General features: G+C 65.8%; 13 protein-coding genes, 2 tRNA genes and 1 pseudogene. 12 read left to right on the top strand and 4 right to left on the bottom strand.

Annotation, left to right across the window (positions count from 1 at the left end; translation table 11 throughout):
* Positions 1-186 precede the first annotated feature (186 nt).
* Complete coding sequence (gene aroB / locus SR3_RS06135; protein WP_068082326.1) at positions 187-1,293, bottom strand: 3-dehydroquinate synthase; 1,107 nt, start codon at positions 1,291-1,293, stop codon at positions 187-189.
* 8 nt (positions 1,294-1,301) lie between these two features.
* Positions 1,302-1,994: a shikimate kinase gene (locus SR3_RS06140; protein WP_245653797.1), complete on the bottom strand. Its 693-nt coding sequence runs from the start codon at positions 1,992-1,994 to the stop codon at positions 1,302-1,304.
* Between the two features lie 130 nt (positions 1,995-2,124).
* On the opposite strand from SR3_RS06140, the gene SR3_RS31100 reads away from it, so the two are divergent.
* The 4 genes from SR3_RS31100 (at position 2,125) to SR3_RS06155 (ending at position 6,400) form a co-directional block, all read left to right on the top strand.
* Positions 2,125-2,358 (top strand): hypothetical protein, encoded by a 234-nt coding sequence (locus SR3_RS31100; protein WP_157098662.1) that lies wholly within the window; start codon positions 2,125-2,127, stop codon positions 2,356-2,358.
* A 5-nt stretch (positions 2,359-2,363) separates the two neighbouring features.
* Positions 2,364-4,316, top strand: coding sequence for a hypothetical protein (locus SR3_RS06145; RefSeq protein ID WP_245653798.1), 1,953 nt, complete (start codon positions 2,364-2,366; stop codon positions 4,314-4,316).
* Between the two features lie 4 nt (positions 4,317-4,320).
* Positions 4,321-5,211 (top strand): tyrosine recombinase, encoded by an 891-nt coding sequence (locus SR3_RS06150; protein ID WP_084455036.1) that lies wholly within the window; start codon positions 4,321-4,323, stop codon positions 5,209-5,211.
* Between the two features lie 241 nt (positions 5,212-5,452).
* Positions 5,453-6,400 carry an acetyl-CoA carboxylase carboxyltransferase subunit alpha gene (locus SR3_RS06155; protein WP_068082337.1) on the top strand — a complete coding sequence of 316 codons (948 nt, stop codon included), beginning with the start codon at positions 5,453-5,455 and terminating at the stop codon, positions 6,398-6,400.
* Positions 6,401-6,617: 217 nt separating this feature from the next.
* Here SR3_RS06155 and SR3_RS06160 read toward each other — a convergent pair whose 3' ends face one another.
* The gene (locus SR3_RS06160; protein ID WP_068082340.1) at positions 6,618-6,794 is read right to left on the bottom strand and encodes a Flp family type IVb pilin; all 177 of its coding nucleotides are present in this window, start codon (positions 6,792-6,794) and stop codon (positions 6,618-6,620) included.
* A 365-nt stretch (positions 6,795-7,159) separates the two neighbouring features.
* On the opposite strand from SR3_RS06160, the gene SR3_RS06165 reads away from it, so the two are divergent.
* The 5 genes from SR3_RS06165 to SR3_RS06185 all read left to right on the top strand — a co-directional run bounded on the left by SR3_RS06165 (position 7,160) and on the right by SR3_RS06185 (position 9,464).
* A complete protein-coding gene (locus SR3_RS06165; RefSeq protein WP_068082343.1) occupies positions 7,160-7,585 on the top strand; it encodes an NUDIX domain-containing protein in 426 nt (141 codons plus the stop codon).
* A 105-nt stretch (positions 7,586-7,690) separates the two neighbouring features.
* Positions 7,691-7,767: transfer RNA gene (locus tag SR3_RS06170), tRNA-Arg, on the top strand.
* A 79-nt stretch (positions 7,768-7,846) separates the two neighbouring features.
* Positions 7,847-7,923, top strand: a tRNA-Arg gene (locus SR3_RS06175).
* Positions 7,924-8,051: 128 nt separating this feature from the next.
* On the top strand, positions 8,052-8,687 hold the full coding sequence (gene folE, locus SR3_RS06180; protein WP_084455038.1) for a GTP cyclohydrolase I FolE: 636 nt from the start codon (positions 8,052-8,054) through the stop codon (positions 8,685-8,687).
* A 117-nt stretch (positions 8,688-8,804) separates the two neighbouring features.
* On the top strand, positions 8,805-9,464 hold the full coding sequence (locus tag SR3_RS06185) for an outer membrane beta-barrel protein (protein WP_068082350.1): 660 nt from the start codon (positions 8,805-8,807) through the stop codon (positions 9,462-9,464).
* A gap of 80 nt (positions 9,465-9,544) precedes the next feature.
* On the opposite strand, the gene SR3_RS06190 is transcribed toward SR3_RS06185, so the two are convergent.
* On the bottom strand, positions 9,545-10,024 hold the full coding sequence (locus SR3_RS06190; RefSeq protein WP_068082356.1) for a peroxiredoxin: 480 nt from the start codon (positions 10,022-10,024) through the stop codon (positions 9,545-9,547).
* Positions 10,025-10,286: 262 nt separating this feature from the next.
* Here SR3_RS06190 and SR3_RS32135 point away from each other — a divergent pair, with 262 nt between their 5' ends.
* The 3 genes and pseudogenes from SR3_RS32135 to SR3_RS06205 form a co-directional block, all read left to right on the top strand.
* Positions 10,287-11,000: a hypothetical protein gene (locus tag SR3_RS32135; RefSeq protein WP_176579653.1), complete on the top strand. Its 714-nt coding sequence runs from the start codon at positions 10,287-10,289 to the stop codon at positions 10,998-11,000.
* Between the two features lie 128 nt (positions 11,001-11,128).
* A complete protein-coding gene (gene ahcY, locus SR3_RS06200) occupies positions 11,129-12,526 on the top strand; it encodes an adenosylhomocysteinase (protein WP_157098664.1) in 1,398 nt (465 codons plus the stop codon).
* Between the two features lie 131 nt (positions 12,527-12,657).
* Positions 12,658-13,369: pseudogene (locus SR3_RS06205) on the top strand (histidine kinase); the annotation flags it as partial.

A 13,369-nucleotide genomic window follows, 5' to 3' on the forward strand; every position in this document is an offset into this window, starting at 1 on the left:
CGCATGCCGCGCGGCTGCGCCAAGCTGGAGGCGGCCGAGTAAGTTTTTGTCCTGCGCGTCGTCGGCAAAGTCGACGGCGCAATCACCGCTGCGTTTTGGCTGCTGCGCTAAACATCAAGCGCAAGGCAGACATGAAAGGGATTGCAAAGGGCAATCGCCCTTTGCCCGCCGGAGGCTGCTTAAGGCTTAGCCTTCCAGCTCTTCCGCCAGAAACGCGCTAACCTCTTCCAGAGTCACATCCTTGGTGAGGAACGCCTGACCGATGCCGCGCATCAGCAGGAAAGCGAGGCGACCGGCGTCGACCTTCTTGTCGTGGAGCATATGGGCGGCGAGTTGCGCGCCCGAAACATTCAGCTCCAGATCGCGTAGGTCCGAAGGCAGGCCCATGGCAGCGATATGGCGGGCGATGCGTTCGGCGTCGGCGCTCTCCATCAGGCCGCGGCGGGCGGAGAAGCGTGCGGCCAGCACCATGCCCAGCGCGACACCCTCGCCGTGGAGCAGGCGGTCGGAGAAGCCGGTTTCGGCCTCCAGCGCATGGCCGAAGGTGTGGCCCAGATTGAGCAAAGCGCGCAGGCCGGTGGTCTCGAATTCGTCCTGAGCGACGATGGCGGCCTTGGCGCGCACGGACTGCGCGACGGCATATTCGCGCGCCTCCAGATCGCCCGAGAGGATCTTGGGGCCGTTGGCCTCGCACCAGTCGAAGAAGGCGGCATCGCCCAGCAGGCCGTATTTCACCACCTCGGCGTAACCGGCGCGCAGTTCGCGCAGGGGCAGGGTGGTCAGCGCATCCAGATCGGCCAGCACCAGGCTGGGCTGGTGGAAGGCGCCGACAAGGTTCTTGCCCGCCGGAGCGTTGATCGCCGTCTTGCCGCCCACGCTCGAATCGACCTGTGCCAGCAAGGTGGTGGGGATCTGCACGAAATGACAGCCGCGCTTTAGAATGGACGCCGCAAAGCCGGTGAGGTCGCCGATCACGCCGCCGCCAAGGGCGATGATATGGTCGCCGCGCTCAACCTCCAGCTCCAGCAGCCAGTTGACCACGGCGATCAGATTGTCCCAGCTCTTGGTGCTTTCGCCGGCGGGCAGGATGCGCCATGCCGCCTGCTTGCCTGCGCCCGCCAGAGAGGTCTCGATCGCAGCGCCCCAGGCGGCGTGGACATTGGCGTCGGTGACAATCGGTACCACCGGCTTGCGCAGTCGCGCGCCGCATTGCCCGGCCATGTCGGCCAGCAGACCTTGCCCCACGCGCACCTCATAAGGGCGACCGGCGATATCGACAGGAATGGTCTGCATGGGGAAACTCAGCTTTCGGGAAGGGGCGAAGTGGGCGCGTCGAGCCACTGGTCGATCGCCGCGAGCAGGCGCGCCAGCGTGCGGGTGTGAGGCATGTTGCCGCTCATCACATGGATCGGGGCCTGAGCGTAGAAGGGCTCGCGCTCGGATTTCAGGCGGCCAAGGATTTCACGCGGGTTGCCGCCGCGCAGCAGCGGGCGGTTGTCCTTGCGGGCGGTGCGGTCCACCAGCGTATCGAGGTCCGCGTCCAGCCAGACGGCGATGCCGCTGCGCAGGATCAGCGCGCGGGTGGCGTCGTTGACGAAAGCGCCGCCGCCGGTGGCGATCACCTTGACGCGTGGCTCGTCGGGCGCGCCTTCCCCCATCAGGCGGGCGATCACGCGGCGCTCGCCATCGCGGAAGAAGCTCTCGCCATAGGTGGCGAAAATTTCGGGAATGGTCATCTGGGCGGAGGTCTCGATGGCGTCGTCCGCGTCCACGAAGGGCGCGCCCAGCTGGTTGGCCAGCTTGCGGCCAAGGCTGGTCTTGCCCACGCCCATCATGCCCACCAGCACGACCGGGCGATCAAGACGCGCCAGAATCGAGGCGATGCGCGGCGCGTCCACCGATTCGGGCGCATGCGGGCGCAAGGGCTCGTCCACGGCTCTGCCCTGCGTTTTGTGCGGCCCGTCGCCGCCGTGAAGCCCGTTGCTCATCGTCATTGCAGGCCTGCCTATACTTTTGCTAACCGGCGGCGCAAGCGTGGGTATTGTATCCCCGCCTAAAGGCAGGCTAGGTGAGCGGGTGCAGTCAAGGCGCCCGATGCCGGGCCACCGGCTTTCGGAGTTCGCGGTGACGATAACCATTCGCAGGGAAAAGCATCGTCCGCGCTGGCAGCGGGCATGGATGCCGATGGCCTTGCTGGCGCTGGTTCTGGTTGTGGTGATCGCGCTGCTGGCGACAGCCTGGCGGCTGGGCGGGCCGGTGCCGGTGCGTCCTGTCGCCGTGGCGCTGCCCTCGACCACGGTGGGCAGCACGGCGCCCGCGCCGCAGAGCGCCGCCTCCTCCGGCGGGATCGGCGGATGAGGCTGATGCGCGGACGTTTGATGATGGGCGCGCTGGTTTCGGTCAGCGTGCTGGGGCTGGGGGCGATGGCTGGCGCGCCGCTGCTGGCGCAGCAAGGCCCCGAATCGTTGCTGCCGCCCGGCTTTGACCGTCCGGCAAGGCAGGCCCGCCCGTCCCCCACGCCGCGTCCTGCCGCGTCCTCCACGCCGCGTGCGGCGGCCAGCCCGCGCCCGGTCGCAGCGGCGCCGTCGCCCGCGCCAACCCGCGCCGCGCCCGCCCCGCGCATCGATCTGCCCGAGAACGAGCCGACCATCGCCGCTCAGCCCCTGATCGCCGCCGCGCCCACAGCGCCGGTGGCGGTCGGGCCGGTCAAGCTGCCCACGGGCGTGACCAGCTATGCCCAGCTGATGGCGCTGCCGCCCGACAAGCTGGACCAGTTGCTGGGCCTGCGCCCGCGTTATGATATTCCGCCCGGCTCGGCCCGCGCGCTGCGTCAGGTCGGTGTGATCGACCAGAGCGAGGGCGGGCTGCCCTCCACGCTGAACAGCCAGAATTACGATCTGCTGCGCGCCGCGCTCACGGGCAATGGCGGGCAGATGGTCTCGCGCTGGGGGCATATTCTGCTGCGCCGCGCGCTGGTGAGCCGCCTCGATCCGCCGGGCGGCGGCGATCCGGCCGATTTCGTGGCGATGCGCGTCGCCCTGCTGCTGCGCATGGGCGAGGGCGATCTGGCCCGCGCCGTGGCGCAGGATGTCGATCCCGACAATTACAATCCGGCGCTGACCGCGGCCGCGCTCGACAGCTATGTGGCGACCGAGGATTTCACCGGATTCTGCCCGATCATGGGCGTGCAGCCGGCCTTCGCCAAAGACCCGCGCTGGAACGCGATGCAGGGCATGTGCGATGCCTTCAGCGGCAATGCGGCGGGCGGTTTCGCCAATCTGGACCATATGATCTTTGTCGGCGCCATGCCGCGCATCGATATGCAGCTGGCGCTGAAATATGCCGGAGCCGCAGGCACGGCAGGCCGCAGCGGGCGTCGCAACGTCACCGTAGAATGGGACAAGGTGGCGGAGATGACGCCCTGGCGTTACGCGCTGACCCTGGCCGTGGGGCTCACCCCGCCCGCCAAGCTGATGCAGGACCTGCCCGCGCAGTATGACTATGTGACGGCCACCGCGCCGATGGTGGGGCTGGGGCTGCGCGCCGATGCTTCCGACCGGGCGGGAGGGGCGGGGATCCTGTCCTCTTCGGCGATGGTCGATCTCTACAGCCAGATTTACGCCAATGACGATGTGACCGGCAATCCGGCGGACCGCGCCCTGCTGCTGCGCGACGCCTATGTCGCGGGCACGCCTGCAGACCGTCTGAAGGCCATGAAGGGCCTGTGGGACGGCGGGGCCGACGCCAACCAGCGCTATGCCCGGCAGGTGCTGACGGCCTATGCCGCCGCGCGTCTGCCGGTCAGCGGCGATTATGCCGGGGATGCGGGCGATCTGATCGCCTCCATGCTGGCGGCGGGGCTGGATGCCAATGCGCTGCGCTGGTCGGGCGTGGTGCCCAAGGGCAGTCTGGGCTGGGCGTTGCTGGCGCTGGCTGATGGGCGCGGCGGAGAGGCCAGCACCGGCGATTTGAGCAGCTTTGCGGGCGCAGACAAGAGCGATTCCAGCCGCAAGACGGCGTTTCTGGTCGCGGGCCTGTCCGGCCTTGGGCGGATCAGCGATTCGACCCGGCGTGACTATGCGGGCAAGCTCTCGGTCGATTTCGATGGCCGCAGCCGCTGGAGCGAAGCCATCGATCAGGCGGCGGCCCTGAACAACCAGACGCTGGTGGTGATGCTGGCGGGCCTTGGCATGCAGGGTGACAGCTGGGGCCGGATGACGCCGCGTTATCTCTATCACATCGTCTCGGCGCTGAACCGCGTTGGGTTGGGAGCCGAAGCGCGCATGATCGCCGCCGAGGCGGTGGCGCGGGCCTGAACCCATCGCCTCCCCGATCGACGCCTTTATCGCCATGCTGGCCGCCGAAAGGGGGGCGGCTCTGAACACTCTGGCCGCCTACCGGCGCGATCTCGACGGCGCGCGCGAGCTTCTGGGCCCGCTGGAAGGCGCGACGCCTGCCGCGCTGACCTCTCTTGGCGAGCATTGGGCCGAACTGGCGCCGTCCTCGCTGGCGCGCAAGGCCTCGGCTTTGCGCCAGTTTTACGGCTTCCTTGTCGATGAGGGCCTGCGCGACGACGATCCGTCCTCGGCGCTGCCGCGTCCCGTCACCCGCCGTCCTCTGCCGCGTCTGCTGGGGCATGGTGATGTCGAGGCCATGTTTGCCACCGCTGAAAAGGAAGCCGAGGGCGACAGCCCCGCCGCCCTGCGCACGCTGGCGGCTTTGGAGCTGCTGTATGGTTCGGGGTTGCGCGCCACCGAGCTGGTCAGCCTGCCCCTGCGTTCCGTGCCGCGCGATGCGCCTTTGCTGACGCTGACCGGCAAGGGCGGGGTGCAGCGCATGGTGCCGGTCTCGACCCGCGCGCGCCATGTGCTTTCACGTTGGCTGGCGGTGCGGGGGGCGAATCCCAAGGAGGCCGAATCGCGCTTCCTCTTCCCTTCGCGTGGGGAGAAGGGGCATCTCACGCGGATTCGCCTTTTCCAGTTGCTGCGCGATCTGGCGCTGCGGGCGGGGCTCGATCCTTCGCGGGTGTCGCCTCACGTGTTGCGGCATGCCTTTGCGACCCATCTGCTGGAGGGCGGGGCCGATTTGCGCGTCTTGCAGATGCTGTTGGGGCATGCGGATATTTCCACGACGCAGATCTATACGCATGTCGATGCGGCGCGGTTGGTGGCTTTGGTGAATGCGCGGCATCCTTTGGCGCAGAAGGTTTGAAGTGAGGAAATACGAGGGGGTTACCCCCTCGCGCTCCCATTTCGTCTCCCGACGACAGGGCAGTTTTGCCCGATCCTTGTGCCTGACCTCGCCGCCGGCTCAACCTAAGGCGCTGCGACCTTCCTCAAGGCCGAACCCGAGGCGCCACGTCGACAAAACCCGGGAGCGCGAGGGCGATGGCCCTCGCATTTCCCTTTCTTCCCTTGCTCATCGCCTCCGGCCAGACTAGGGCCTTGACCCCATGATTTCCTATCTCGAATTTGAAAAACCGGTCGCCGCGCTTGAATCGCGCATTGCCGAGCTGCGCACCACCGCCGCCGAGGGCGATCTCGACATTTCTGCCGAGGTCACGCGGCTTGAGCGCAAGAGCGCCGATCTGCTCGCGAGCACCTATCGCGCGCTGACGCCCTGGCAGAAGACGCAGGTGGCGCGCCATCCGATGCGTCCGCATTTCGTCGATTATGTGCGGATGATCTTCACCGATTTCGTGCCGCTCGGCGGTGACCGCACCTTTGGCGAGGACTATGCGATCATCGGTGGTTTCGCCACGATTCAGGGCCGCAAGGTGATGCTGATCGGCCATGAGAATGGCCATGACACCGCCACGCGCATCAAGCACAATTTCGGCATGGGCAAGCCCGAGGGCTACCGCAAGGCCACGCGCCTGATGGAGCTGGCCGGGCGTTTCGGCCTGCCGGTGGTGACGCTGGTGGATACCAAGGGCGCTTTCCCGGGTGTTGAGGCCGAAGAGCGCGGCCAAGCCGAGGCCATCGCCCGCGCGACCGAGGCCTGCCTCGCTCTGCCGGTGCCGATGGTGGCGGTGATCGTGGGCGAGGGTGGCTCGGGCGGCGCGGTGGCGCTGGCCAGCGCCTCGCGCGTGCTGATGCTGGAGCATGCGGTTTACTCGGTGATCAGCCCCGAGGGTTGCGCCTCGATCCTGTGGCGCACGCCGGAGAAGGCTTCGGACGCTGCCGAGGCGATGAAGGTGACGGCGCAGGATCTGCATGGCCTCAAGGTGATCGAGCGGATTGTGCAGGAGCCGGTGGGCGGCGCGCATCGCGATCCGGAGATGACGGCCAAGATGCTGTCGAACGCTCTGGTGGAAGAACTGGACAAGCTGGGTCGTCTGAGCCCCGCCGAGATCATCGCCAAGCGCGAGGAACGGTTTCTGGCCATCGGTCAGGACTGAGCGTCTCGCCTGATGCAAGAAGGGCGCTGCGGGCTTTCCGCGGCGCCTTTTTTCTTGCGCAGGTGGAGAGGCCGGGCGCTTTGTTGGGGAGCCGCTTCCTCTGGTCGGAAGGGGGATAACCGCCTCGCATTGCCCTTCCTAATCCCCTTGCGCCCATGCAAAAAGGGGCGGCGGATTGCTCCGCCGCCCCCTTCTGTGTCGCTTATGCGTTCGGCGATTAGGCCGCAGCACCAGCCGACATGGCCGACGACGTCGTGTTGAACGTGGTCTTCAGCTGGTTGCCCAGGCTGCCCATCGCGGTGATGGCGGCAACGGCGATCAGAGCGGCGATCAGGCCGTATTCGATGGCGGTGGCGCCGGCTTCGTCGCGCAGCAGCTTGTTGATGAACTTCATGGTCAGTCTCCTGGTTTCGATCTCGCGCCGCCTGGTAATTTACCCGTCTCACCGGGCGGTGATGGCCTTTCTAGGCGGCAAGTCTTAAGAAACCGTCAGCGGGGTTCGCCTTTTTGGGCGATTTTCGCTTTTCCAATGATCTCTGCCGGCCCTCGGAAAACTACCGATATTTAACCCTCTTTGCGGTGCGCCTCGCCAAGGGATAGTGCCAAGCTCTGGTGCATCTACCTGGTTAACGCGGGGAAAGGTTGTGCGCCTTTATGGCTGGTTTCCCGATCGAGCGCTGTTTGTCGCCCTGACTTGGGCGTGACGCGAGGCCTGCTCTTTGGCATGGCGCGCTTAAGAAAGCTTTGAGGAGGAATCTTATGGCGCTGATCCCGGTGGTGGCCGCTGCGCTGATCGACGCGCAGGGGCGGGTGCTGCTGCATCGCAGGGCGCCGGGTAAGCATCACGCGCTGCTCTGGGAGTATCCCGGCGGCAAGGTGGAGCCCGGCGAACATGCCGCGCAGGCCCTTTTGCGCGAAATTGCCGAGGAGTTGGGTGTGGCGCTCGATCCGGCGGGGCTTGAGCCTGTCAGCTTTGCGCAGGGGGCGGGGCAGCCACATCTGATTCTGCTTTATGCCTGCCGGATCTGGCAGGGGCAGCCGCGCGCTCTGGAATGGCCGCAGGATGCCGGGGGCGAGGGGTTGGGCTGGTTCACGCCCGACCAGGTGGCAGATCTGGCCGGGCGGGGCGCGATGCCGCCGCTCGATGTGGTGCTGACGCGGGCTCTGCTGCATTGGCTGGCCTGAGGGCGAAAACCCTGCGTGCGGATTTTGTCCACAGGCGAAAATACGGAAAATGAAATTGATGCTTGCCAAGCTGCCGACCCCCTCCTAAAGGCGCGTCTCCCAAGAGCACCCGTAGCTCAGCTGGATAGAGCATCAGACTACGAATCTGAGGGCCGGGCGTTCGAATCGCTCCGGGTGCACCATTCTCCTCCTTGCTGGAAGAGATTGGCATTCTTGGGAAAAAGGCAGCGGTTCGCCGTTGCCGGTTGAAGGTTATAGTGTGCACCCGTAGCTCAGCTGGATAGAGCATCAGACTACGAATCTGAGGGCCGGGCGTTCGAATCGCTCCGGGTGCACCACCTTCCCACTTTCGCCGCGAATGGCGCCTCCCAATCGAAAATTCTCATGAATCGGGCCTTTTCAATTGGCTCGCGTAGCGCCACATGCCTCTTCCGGGCATAGAGGCCCGTACTGCCGGAGATACCCCATGAGCTGTGCCGACGATCATGACGACCTGCATCCTGCCCTGCCCGGGCAAGAGCTGGGTGCCGATGGCAAGATCGCCGTGCCCGATAATGTGCAGGAAGCGATCCGCACGTTGATCCGCTGGTCTGGCGACGATCCGGCGCGTGAAGGCCTGCTCGATACGCCCAAGCGCGTGGCGCGCGCCTGGAAGGAATATTGCCGGGGTTACGCCGATGATCCCGCGATTCATCTGGCCCGCCAGTTCGAGGAAGTGGGTGGCTATGACGAGATCGTGCTGCTGAAGGACATCCCCTTCCAGAGCCATTGCGAACATCACATGGCGCCGATCACCGGCAAGGCCTCGATCGCCTATCTGCCGACGGACCGCGTGGTGGGCATCTCCAAGCTGGCGCGCGTGCTGCATGGTTTTGCCCAGCGCCTGCAGATTCAGGAGCGCCTCACCGCCGAAGTTGCGCAATGCATCTGGGACAATCTGCGTCCCGAGGGCGTGGCCGTGGTGATCGAGGCGCAGCATGGCTGCATGACTGGGCGCGGCGTGCGCACCCCGGGCGTGGGCATGGTGACCAGCCGGATGATGGGCAGCTTCCTGACCGATCCGCGCAGCCGCAAGGAAGTGCTGAGCCTGATGGGCTATTGAGCGGTTTTCTGTCGGATTTCACCAAGTAGCTGTTTGAAAAACGCCTGATTTTTGAGCAGATGTTAACCACTCAATATTAAAGCCATGCTCCATGACCTAACGGTTCACGGAGTTGATATGAAGATGCGGGGCAAATGGGCGATCGGCATTGGGACGATGCTGATCGCCGTCACGAGTATGGCGTCATCGGCCAGCGCGCAGGAAATCGACATCAATCCGCCCGAGCAGGCCTATGTCGGGCCCCTGTTGGGGTATGACACGCTGGTCATCAGCAACACCGGTTATTCGGCCAGCAAGGGCGGCCTGACCTATGGCGGCATGGCGGGCATCGATACGCCGGTGGGCAAGCGCGGCCGGGTGGGTCTGGAGGCGCAGGTCGCCGGATCGACGGCGGCCTGGACTATGGCCTCCAGCAGCACGGTCGGCACCGTGACCACGCTGACCGAAGACAAGCTGGCGGCGGGTGTCGATCTGTACATCGGCGGCAAGGCCGGCTGGATGGTGGCCCCCAAGACGCAGATTTTCGCGACGCTGGGCTATGCCTATTCCCGCTTCACCGCTTCCACGCGTGAGAATGGCATCAAGACCGCTCAGGCGGGCGTCAATCTCAGCGGTTTCCGCGTGGGCGCAGGCGCCGAATATGCCTTGAGCCCGCATATCCGCGCGCGTCTCGAATATCGCTACACGCATTATGGCGAAATCGCTGTGGATACGGTGGGCACGGGCTACAAGGCCGAGCGCCATCAGGTGGTGGGCGGCCTGCTTTACGGCTTCTGATCCGGCGATCAGCACCAAGAAAAACCCCGCCCGGCAGAGCGCCGGGCGGGGTTTTCTGTTTCAGCGCGAGCCGAAGAGAATCAGAGGTTCTCGAGAACGTGCTCGGCGCTCGACACCTTGAACTCGCCGGGGGCTTCCACGAACACTTTGTCGACCACGCCATCCTTGACGATCAGCGCGAAACGCTGGCCGCGCTTGCCAAGGCCCGCGCCGGTCAGGTCTAGCTCAAGGCCCAGCGCCGCGGCGAAATCGCCGCTGCCATCGGCCAGGAAGGTGATGTCGTCGCTGCCCTTGGCGGCGGCCCAGGCGCCCATCACGAAGGGATCGTTGACGGCGGTGCAGACGATCTCGTCCACGCCCTTGGCCTTGAGGTCGGCGGCCTTGCTCACGAAGCCGGGCAGGTGCTGGGCCGAGCAGGTGGGGGTGAAGGCGCCGGGCACCGAGAAGAGAGCGACGGTCTTGCCCTTGAAGTACTCACCGGTCTGCACGGGCTCGCGCTCGCTCTCGGTGGACTTCACCAGTTTCACGTCGGGCAGGGTCTGGCCGGCTTCGATGGTCATGGTCTTCTCCTTGGTGGACGGGCGGGGAGGCTCCGTCTCTTGCCCCGCACTTATAGGCGGGGCGCGGCAAGGAGCAAGCCGCTGCAAGGCGGTTGGTGCAGCCCGGACGATATAGGGCAACCCCTCACTGGATTTGCCCCTAGGACTCTGCCGCGCGGCATTTAACCCTCCTTCTTCAGACCTCGGCAAGCGGCTCATGAGATTTTACACCCGGGATCACTGGAGACAGGCGGGGAAGGGGTTCCCCGCCACGGGGGTAACAATGAAGCGAGACAAAAAGACCATTGCTCGTGCAATCGTTAGCACGGGGCTGGCCCTCGGGCTGGCCGCAAGCCTTGCCATGCCGCAAACAGCCATGGCCGGCGCCATGACCAAGGCCGAAAAACTGCGCAGACTGGACATTATGCTGATGGTCACGGGGCTGCGCTGCCGCGCCGGCGCCGATGATTTCCAGGGCGACTTCGTGCTGTTCGAAGCGCGCCATATGCCCGAACTCAACCGCGCTGCAGTCGATCTGGAGGCCGAGGGTGTGGCCGCCGGTCTCAAGCATGACGAGCATATGGTCGATCGCCTCAGCACCGCCATGGCGAACAATTATGGTAACGGCCATCCCTGGCTGGGCTGCCATGAGCTTAAGGGGCTGACCCGCCAACTGGCTTCGGTCGATGGCGAGGAGGCGCTGATCGCGGCGGCGGAAGAAACGCTGTCGGGCGATGCGCATGCGCCTTCGGTGATGGTGGCGGTCAACACGCCTGCCGCCGCGCCCGCGCCCGCCCAGCCTGCTCCGACGCCGCCTGCGCCTGTCGAAGCGCCTGCCGCGCCCACGGGCCCGGTCGCGCTGGCCATGGCTGCTCCGGCGGCCTCTGCGCCCGCCGCTGTGGCTCCGGCGCCCGCCGCGCCAACCACCGTGGCCGCCAAGGCCGAAGCGCCCAAAACGGCGGTCAGCGGCTTCAATGCGGACGTCACAACCATATAAAGCAATCTTTATATTTGCCTGGCGAGTGGCAAAGGGGTAAGGGCGGGTCATAGTTTTATGGCCCGTCCGCCCTTGTCTTGTCGGCAAGCAGCGGCGCGGCCCAGTCGGAGAAGACTCACGTGGCCACCATCGCCCCCGAGAAGGATTACGTTATCGCCGATATCGGCCTGGCCGATTATGGCCGCGCCGAAATCGCCATCGCCGAAACCGAAATGCCCGGCCTGATGGCCCTGCGTGCCGAATTCGGCGCCAGCCAGCCCCTGAAGGGCGCGCGCATCACCGGCTCGTTGCACATGACGATCCAGACCGCCGTGCTGATCGAGACGCTGGTCGCGCTGGGCGCCGAGGTGCGCTGGGCCACCTGCAACATCTTCTCGACGCAGGACCACGCTGCCGCCGCCATCGCCGCCAGCAACATTCCCGTCTTCGCCATCAAGGGCGAGTCGCTCGCCGATTACTGGGATTACGTGGGCCGCATCTTTGACTGGGGTGATGATACCACCGCCAACCTCATCCTCGACGATGGCGGCGATGCCACCATGTTCGCCCTGTGGGGCGCCCGCGTCGAGGCTGGCGAGACCCTGTTCGAGCCCAGCAATGCCGAGGAAATCGAGTTCGTCCGCGCGCTCAACGCCTTCCTGAAGGCCAAGCCGGGCTATCTGACCCGCTCGGTCGCCGCCATCAAGGGCGTGTCGGAAGAGACCACCACCGGCGTGCATCGCCTGTATCACCTCGCCAAGGACGGCAAGCTGCCTTTCCCGGCGATCAACGTGAACGACAGCGTCACCAAGTCGAAGTTCGACAACCTCTATGGCTGCAAGGAATCGTTGGTCGACGCCATCCGTCGCGCCACCGACGTGATGCTGGCCGGCAAGGTTGCCTGCGTTGCGGGCTTTGGCGATGTGGGCAAGGGTTCGGCCGCGTCGCTGCGCAATGGCGGCGCCCGCGTGATGGTCACCGAGATCGACCCCATCTGCGCGCTTCAGGCCGCGATGGAAGGCTATGAAGTCGTCACCATGGAAGAGGCGACCAAGCGCGCCGACATCTTCGTGACCTGCACCGGCAATGAGGACGTCATCACCGCCGACCACATGGCCGCGATGAAGCCGATGAGCATCGTCTGCAACATCGGCCACTTCGACAGCGAGATCCAGATCTCGGCCCTGTCGAACTATCAGTGGACCGAAGTGAAGCCCGGCACCGATCTGGTGACCTTCCCCGATGGCAAGCAGATCATCATTCTGGCCAAGGGCCGTCTGGTGAACCTGGGCTGCGCCACCGGCCACCCCAGCTTCGTGATGTCGGCGTCGTTCACCAACCAGACGCTGGCCCAGATCGAGCTGTTCACCAAGGCCGAGAACTACGGCAAGGACGTCTACGTTCTGCCCAAGCACCTCGACGAGAAGGTTGCCGCGCTGCATCTGGAAAAGCTGGGCGTCACGCTGACCCAGCTTTCCAAGAAGCAGGCCGACTACATCGGCGTGCCGGTGGAAGGCCCCTTCAAGGCTGACCATTACCGTTACTGATCGGATGAACCCGATTGACCGTTGCCGATCGGATCATCTGATCCGTAAGGGATGGTAAAATGGGCGCTTCGGCAGCACGCCGGGGCGCCCTTTCTATTGCCATCGGCCCGCGCGCGCCCTAGCCAGAGCCGATGCTGGTCACTCCCACGATCCTTGTCCTTCTGGGCCTGTTCCTTGCCGCCTGGACGCTGGCCGCCGCCGTGACCATCGCGCTGGGCGAAGCCCGCCGCCGCGAGACCAAGGTGGCGCTTGCCAGTGTCCGCCGCCTGACGCGGCTGGTGGACGAAAGCCCGGCGCAGATGCTGCTGGTCCATCCCGATGGCCAGATTCGCGGGCCAGAGCGCCTTGCCGGATGGCTGGGGCTGGAAGCGATGCCCGCCTTCCTCTCGCAGCTGTCCACCCCGGATCGCGGCCTGCCGCCTGAACATCTGGCGAAGCTGATCGAGGCGGTGCAGGCCACGCAGCGCAGCTCGCGGGCCTTTTCCCTGTCGGTCAGCGCGCGGGGGTCCAAGAAGTCGCTGGCGGTGCGCGGTAATCTGGCCGATCCGCTGGTGGCGCCCACCGGCTCCGCGCAATTGTGGTTCTTCGACAACACCGCGATCGAACTGGCCGTCAGCCGCATGCGGGTGGAAACCGCGCAGGCCAAGGGCGATTTCGCGGCGCTTTCGGGCCTGATCGAGGCCGCGCCGATGCCCATGTGGTTCCGCGCCCCTGATGGCGTGCTGCGGCTGGTCAACAGCGCCTATGTCCGCGCCGTGGCCGCCCAAAATGCCCAGCAGGTGGTGGCCGAAGGCATCGAGCTGGTCGAGCGTATCGAGGGCCTGACGCCCGCCGATGTGGCGG

The sequence above is a fragment of the Novosphingobium rosa NBRC 15208 genome, from assembly GCF_001598555.1.
In the GTDB taxonomy this organism is placed as follows: Bacteria; Pseudomonadota; Alphaproteobacteria; order Sphingomonadales; family Sphingomonadaceae; genus Novosphingobium; species Novosphingobium rosa.

What these genes read in the sequence shown, in the direction of transcription:
- aroB (WP_068082326.1), bottom strand. Translation starts at nt 1,293, where the DNA reads ATGCAGACCATTCCTGTCGATATCGCCGGTCGCCCTTATGAGGTGCGC.
- SR3_RS32135 (WP_176579653.1), top strand. Translation starts at nt 10,287, where the DNA reads ATGAAGCGAGACAAAAAGACCATTGCTCGTGCAATCGTTAGCACGGGG.
- SR3_RS06145 (WP_245653798.1), top strand. Translation starts at nt 2,364, where the DNA reads ATGCGCGGACGTTTGATGATGGGCGCGCTGGTTTCGGTCAGCGTGCTG.
- SR3_RS06185 (WP_068082350.1), top strand. Translation starts at nt 8,805, where the DNA reads ATGAAGATGCGGGGCAAATGGGCGATCGGCATTGGGACGATGCTGATC.
- SR3_RS06165 (WP_068082343.1), top strand. Translation starts at nt 7,160, where the DNA reads ATGGCGCTGATCCCGGTGGTGGCCGCTGCGCTGATCGACGCGCAGGGG.
- SR3_RS06160 (WP_068082340.1), bottom strand. Translation starts at nt 6,794, where the DNA reads ATGAAGTTCATCAACAAGCTGCTGCGCGACGAAGCCGGCGCCACCGCC.
- SR3_RS06140 (WP_245653797.1), bottom strand. Translation starts at nt 1,994, where the DNA reads ATGACGATGAGCAACGGGCTTCACGGCGGCGACGGGCCGCACAAAACG.
- folE (WP_084455038.1), top strand. Translation starts at nt 8,052, where the DNA reads ATGAGCTGTGCCGACGATCATGACGACCTGCATCCTGCCCTGCCCGGG.
- SR3_RS06155 (WP_068082337.1), top strand. Translation starts at nt 5,453, where the DNA reads ATGATTTCCTATCTCGAATTTGAAAAACCGGTCGCCGCGCTTGAATCG.
- SR3_RS06190 (WP_068082356.1), bottom strand. Translation starts at nt 10,024, where the DNA reads ATGACCATCGAAGCCGGCCAGACCCTGCCCGACGTGAAACTGGTGAAG.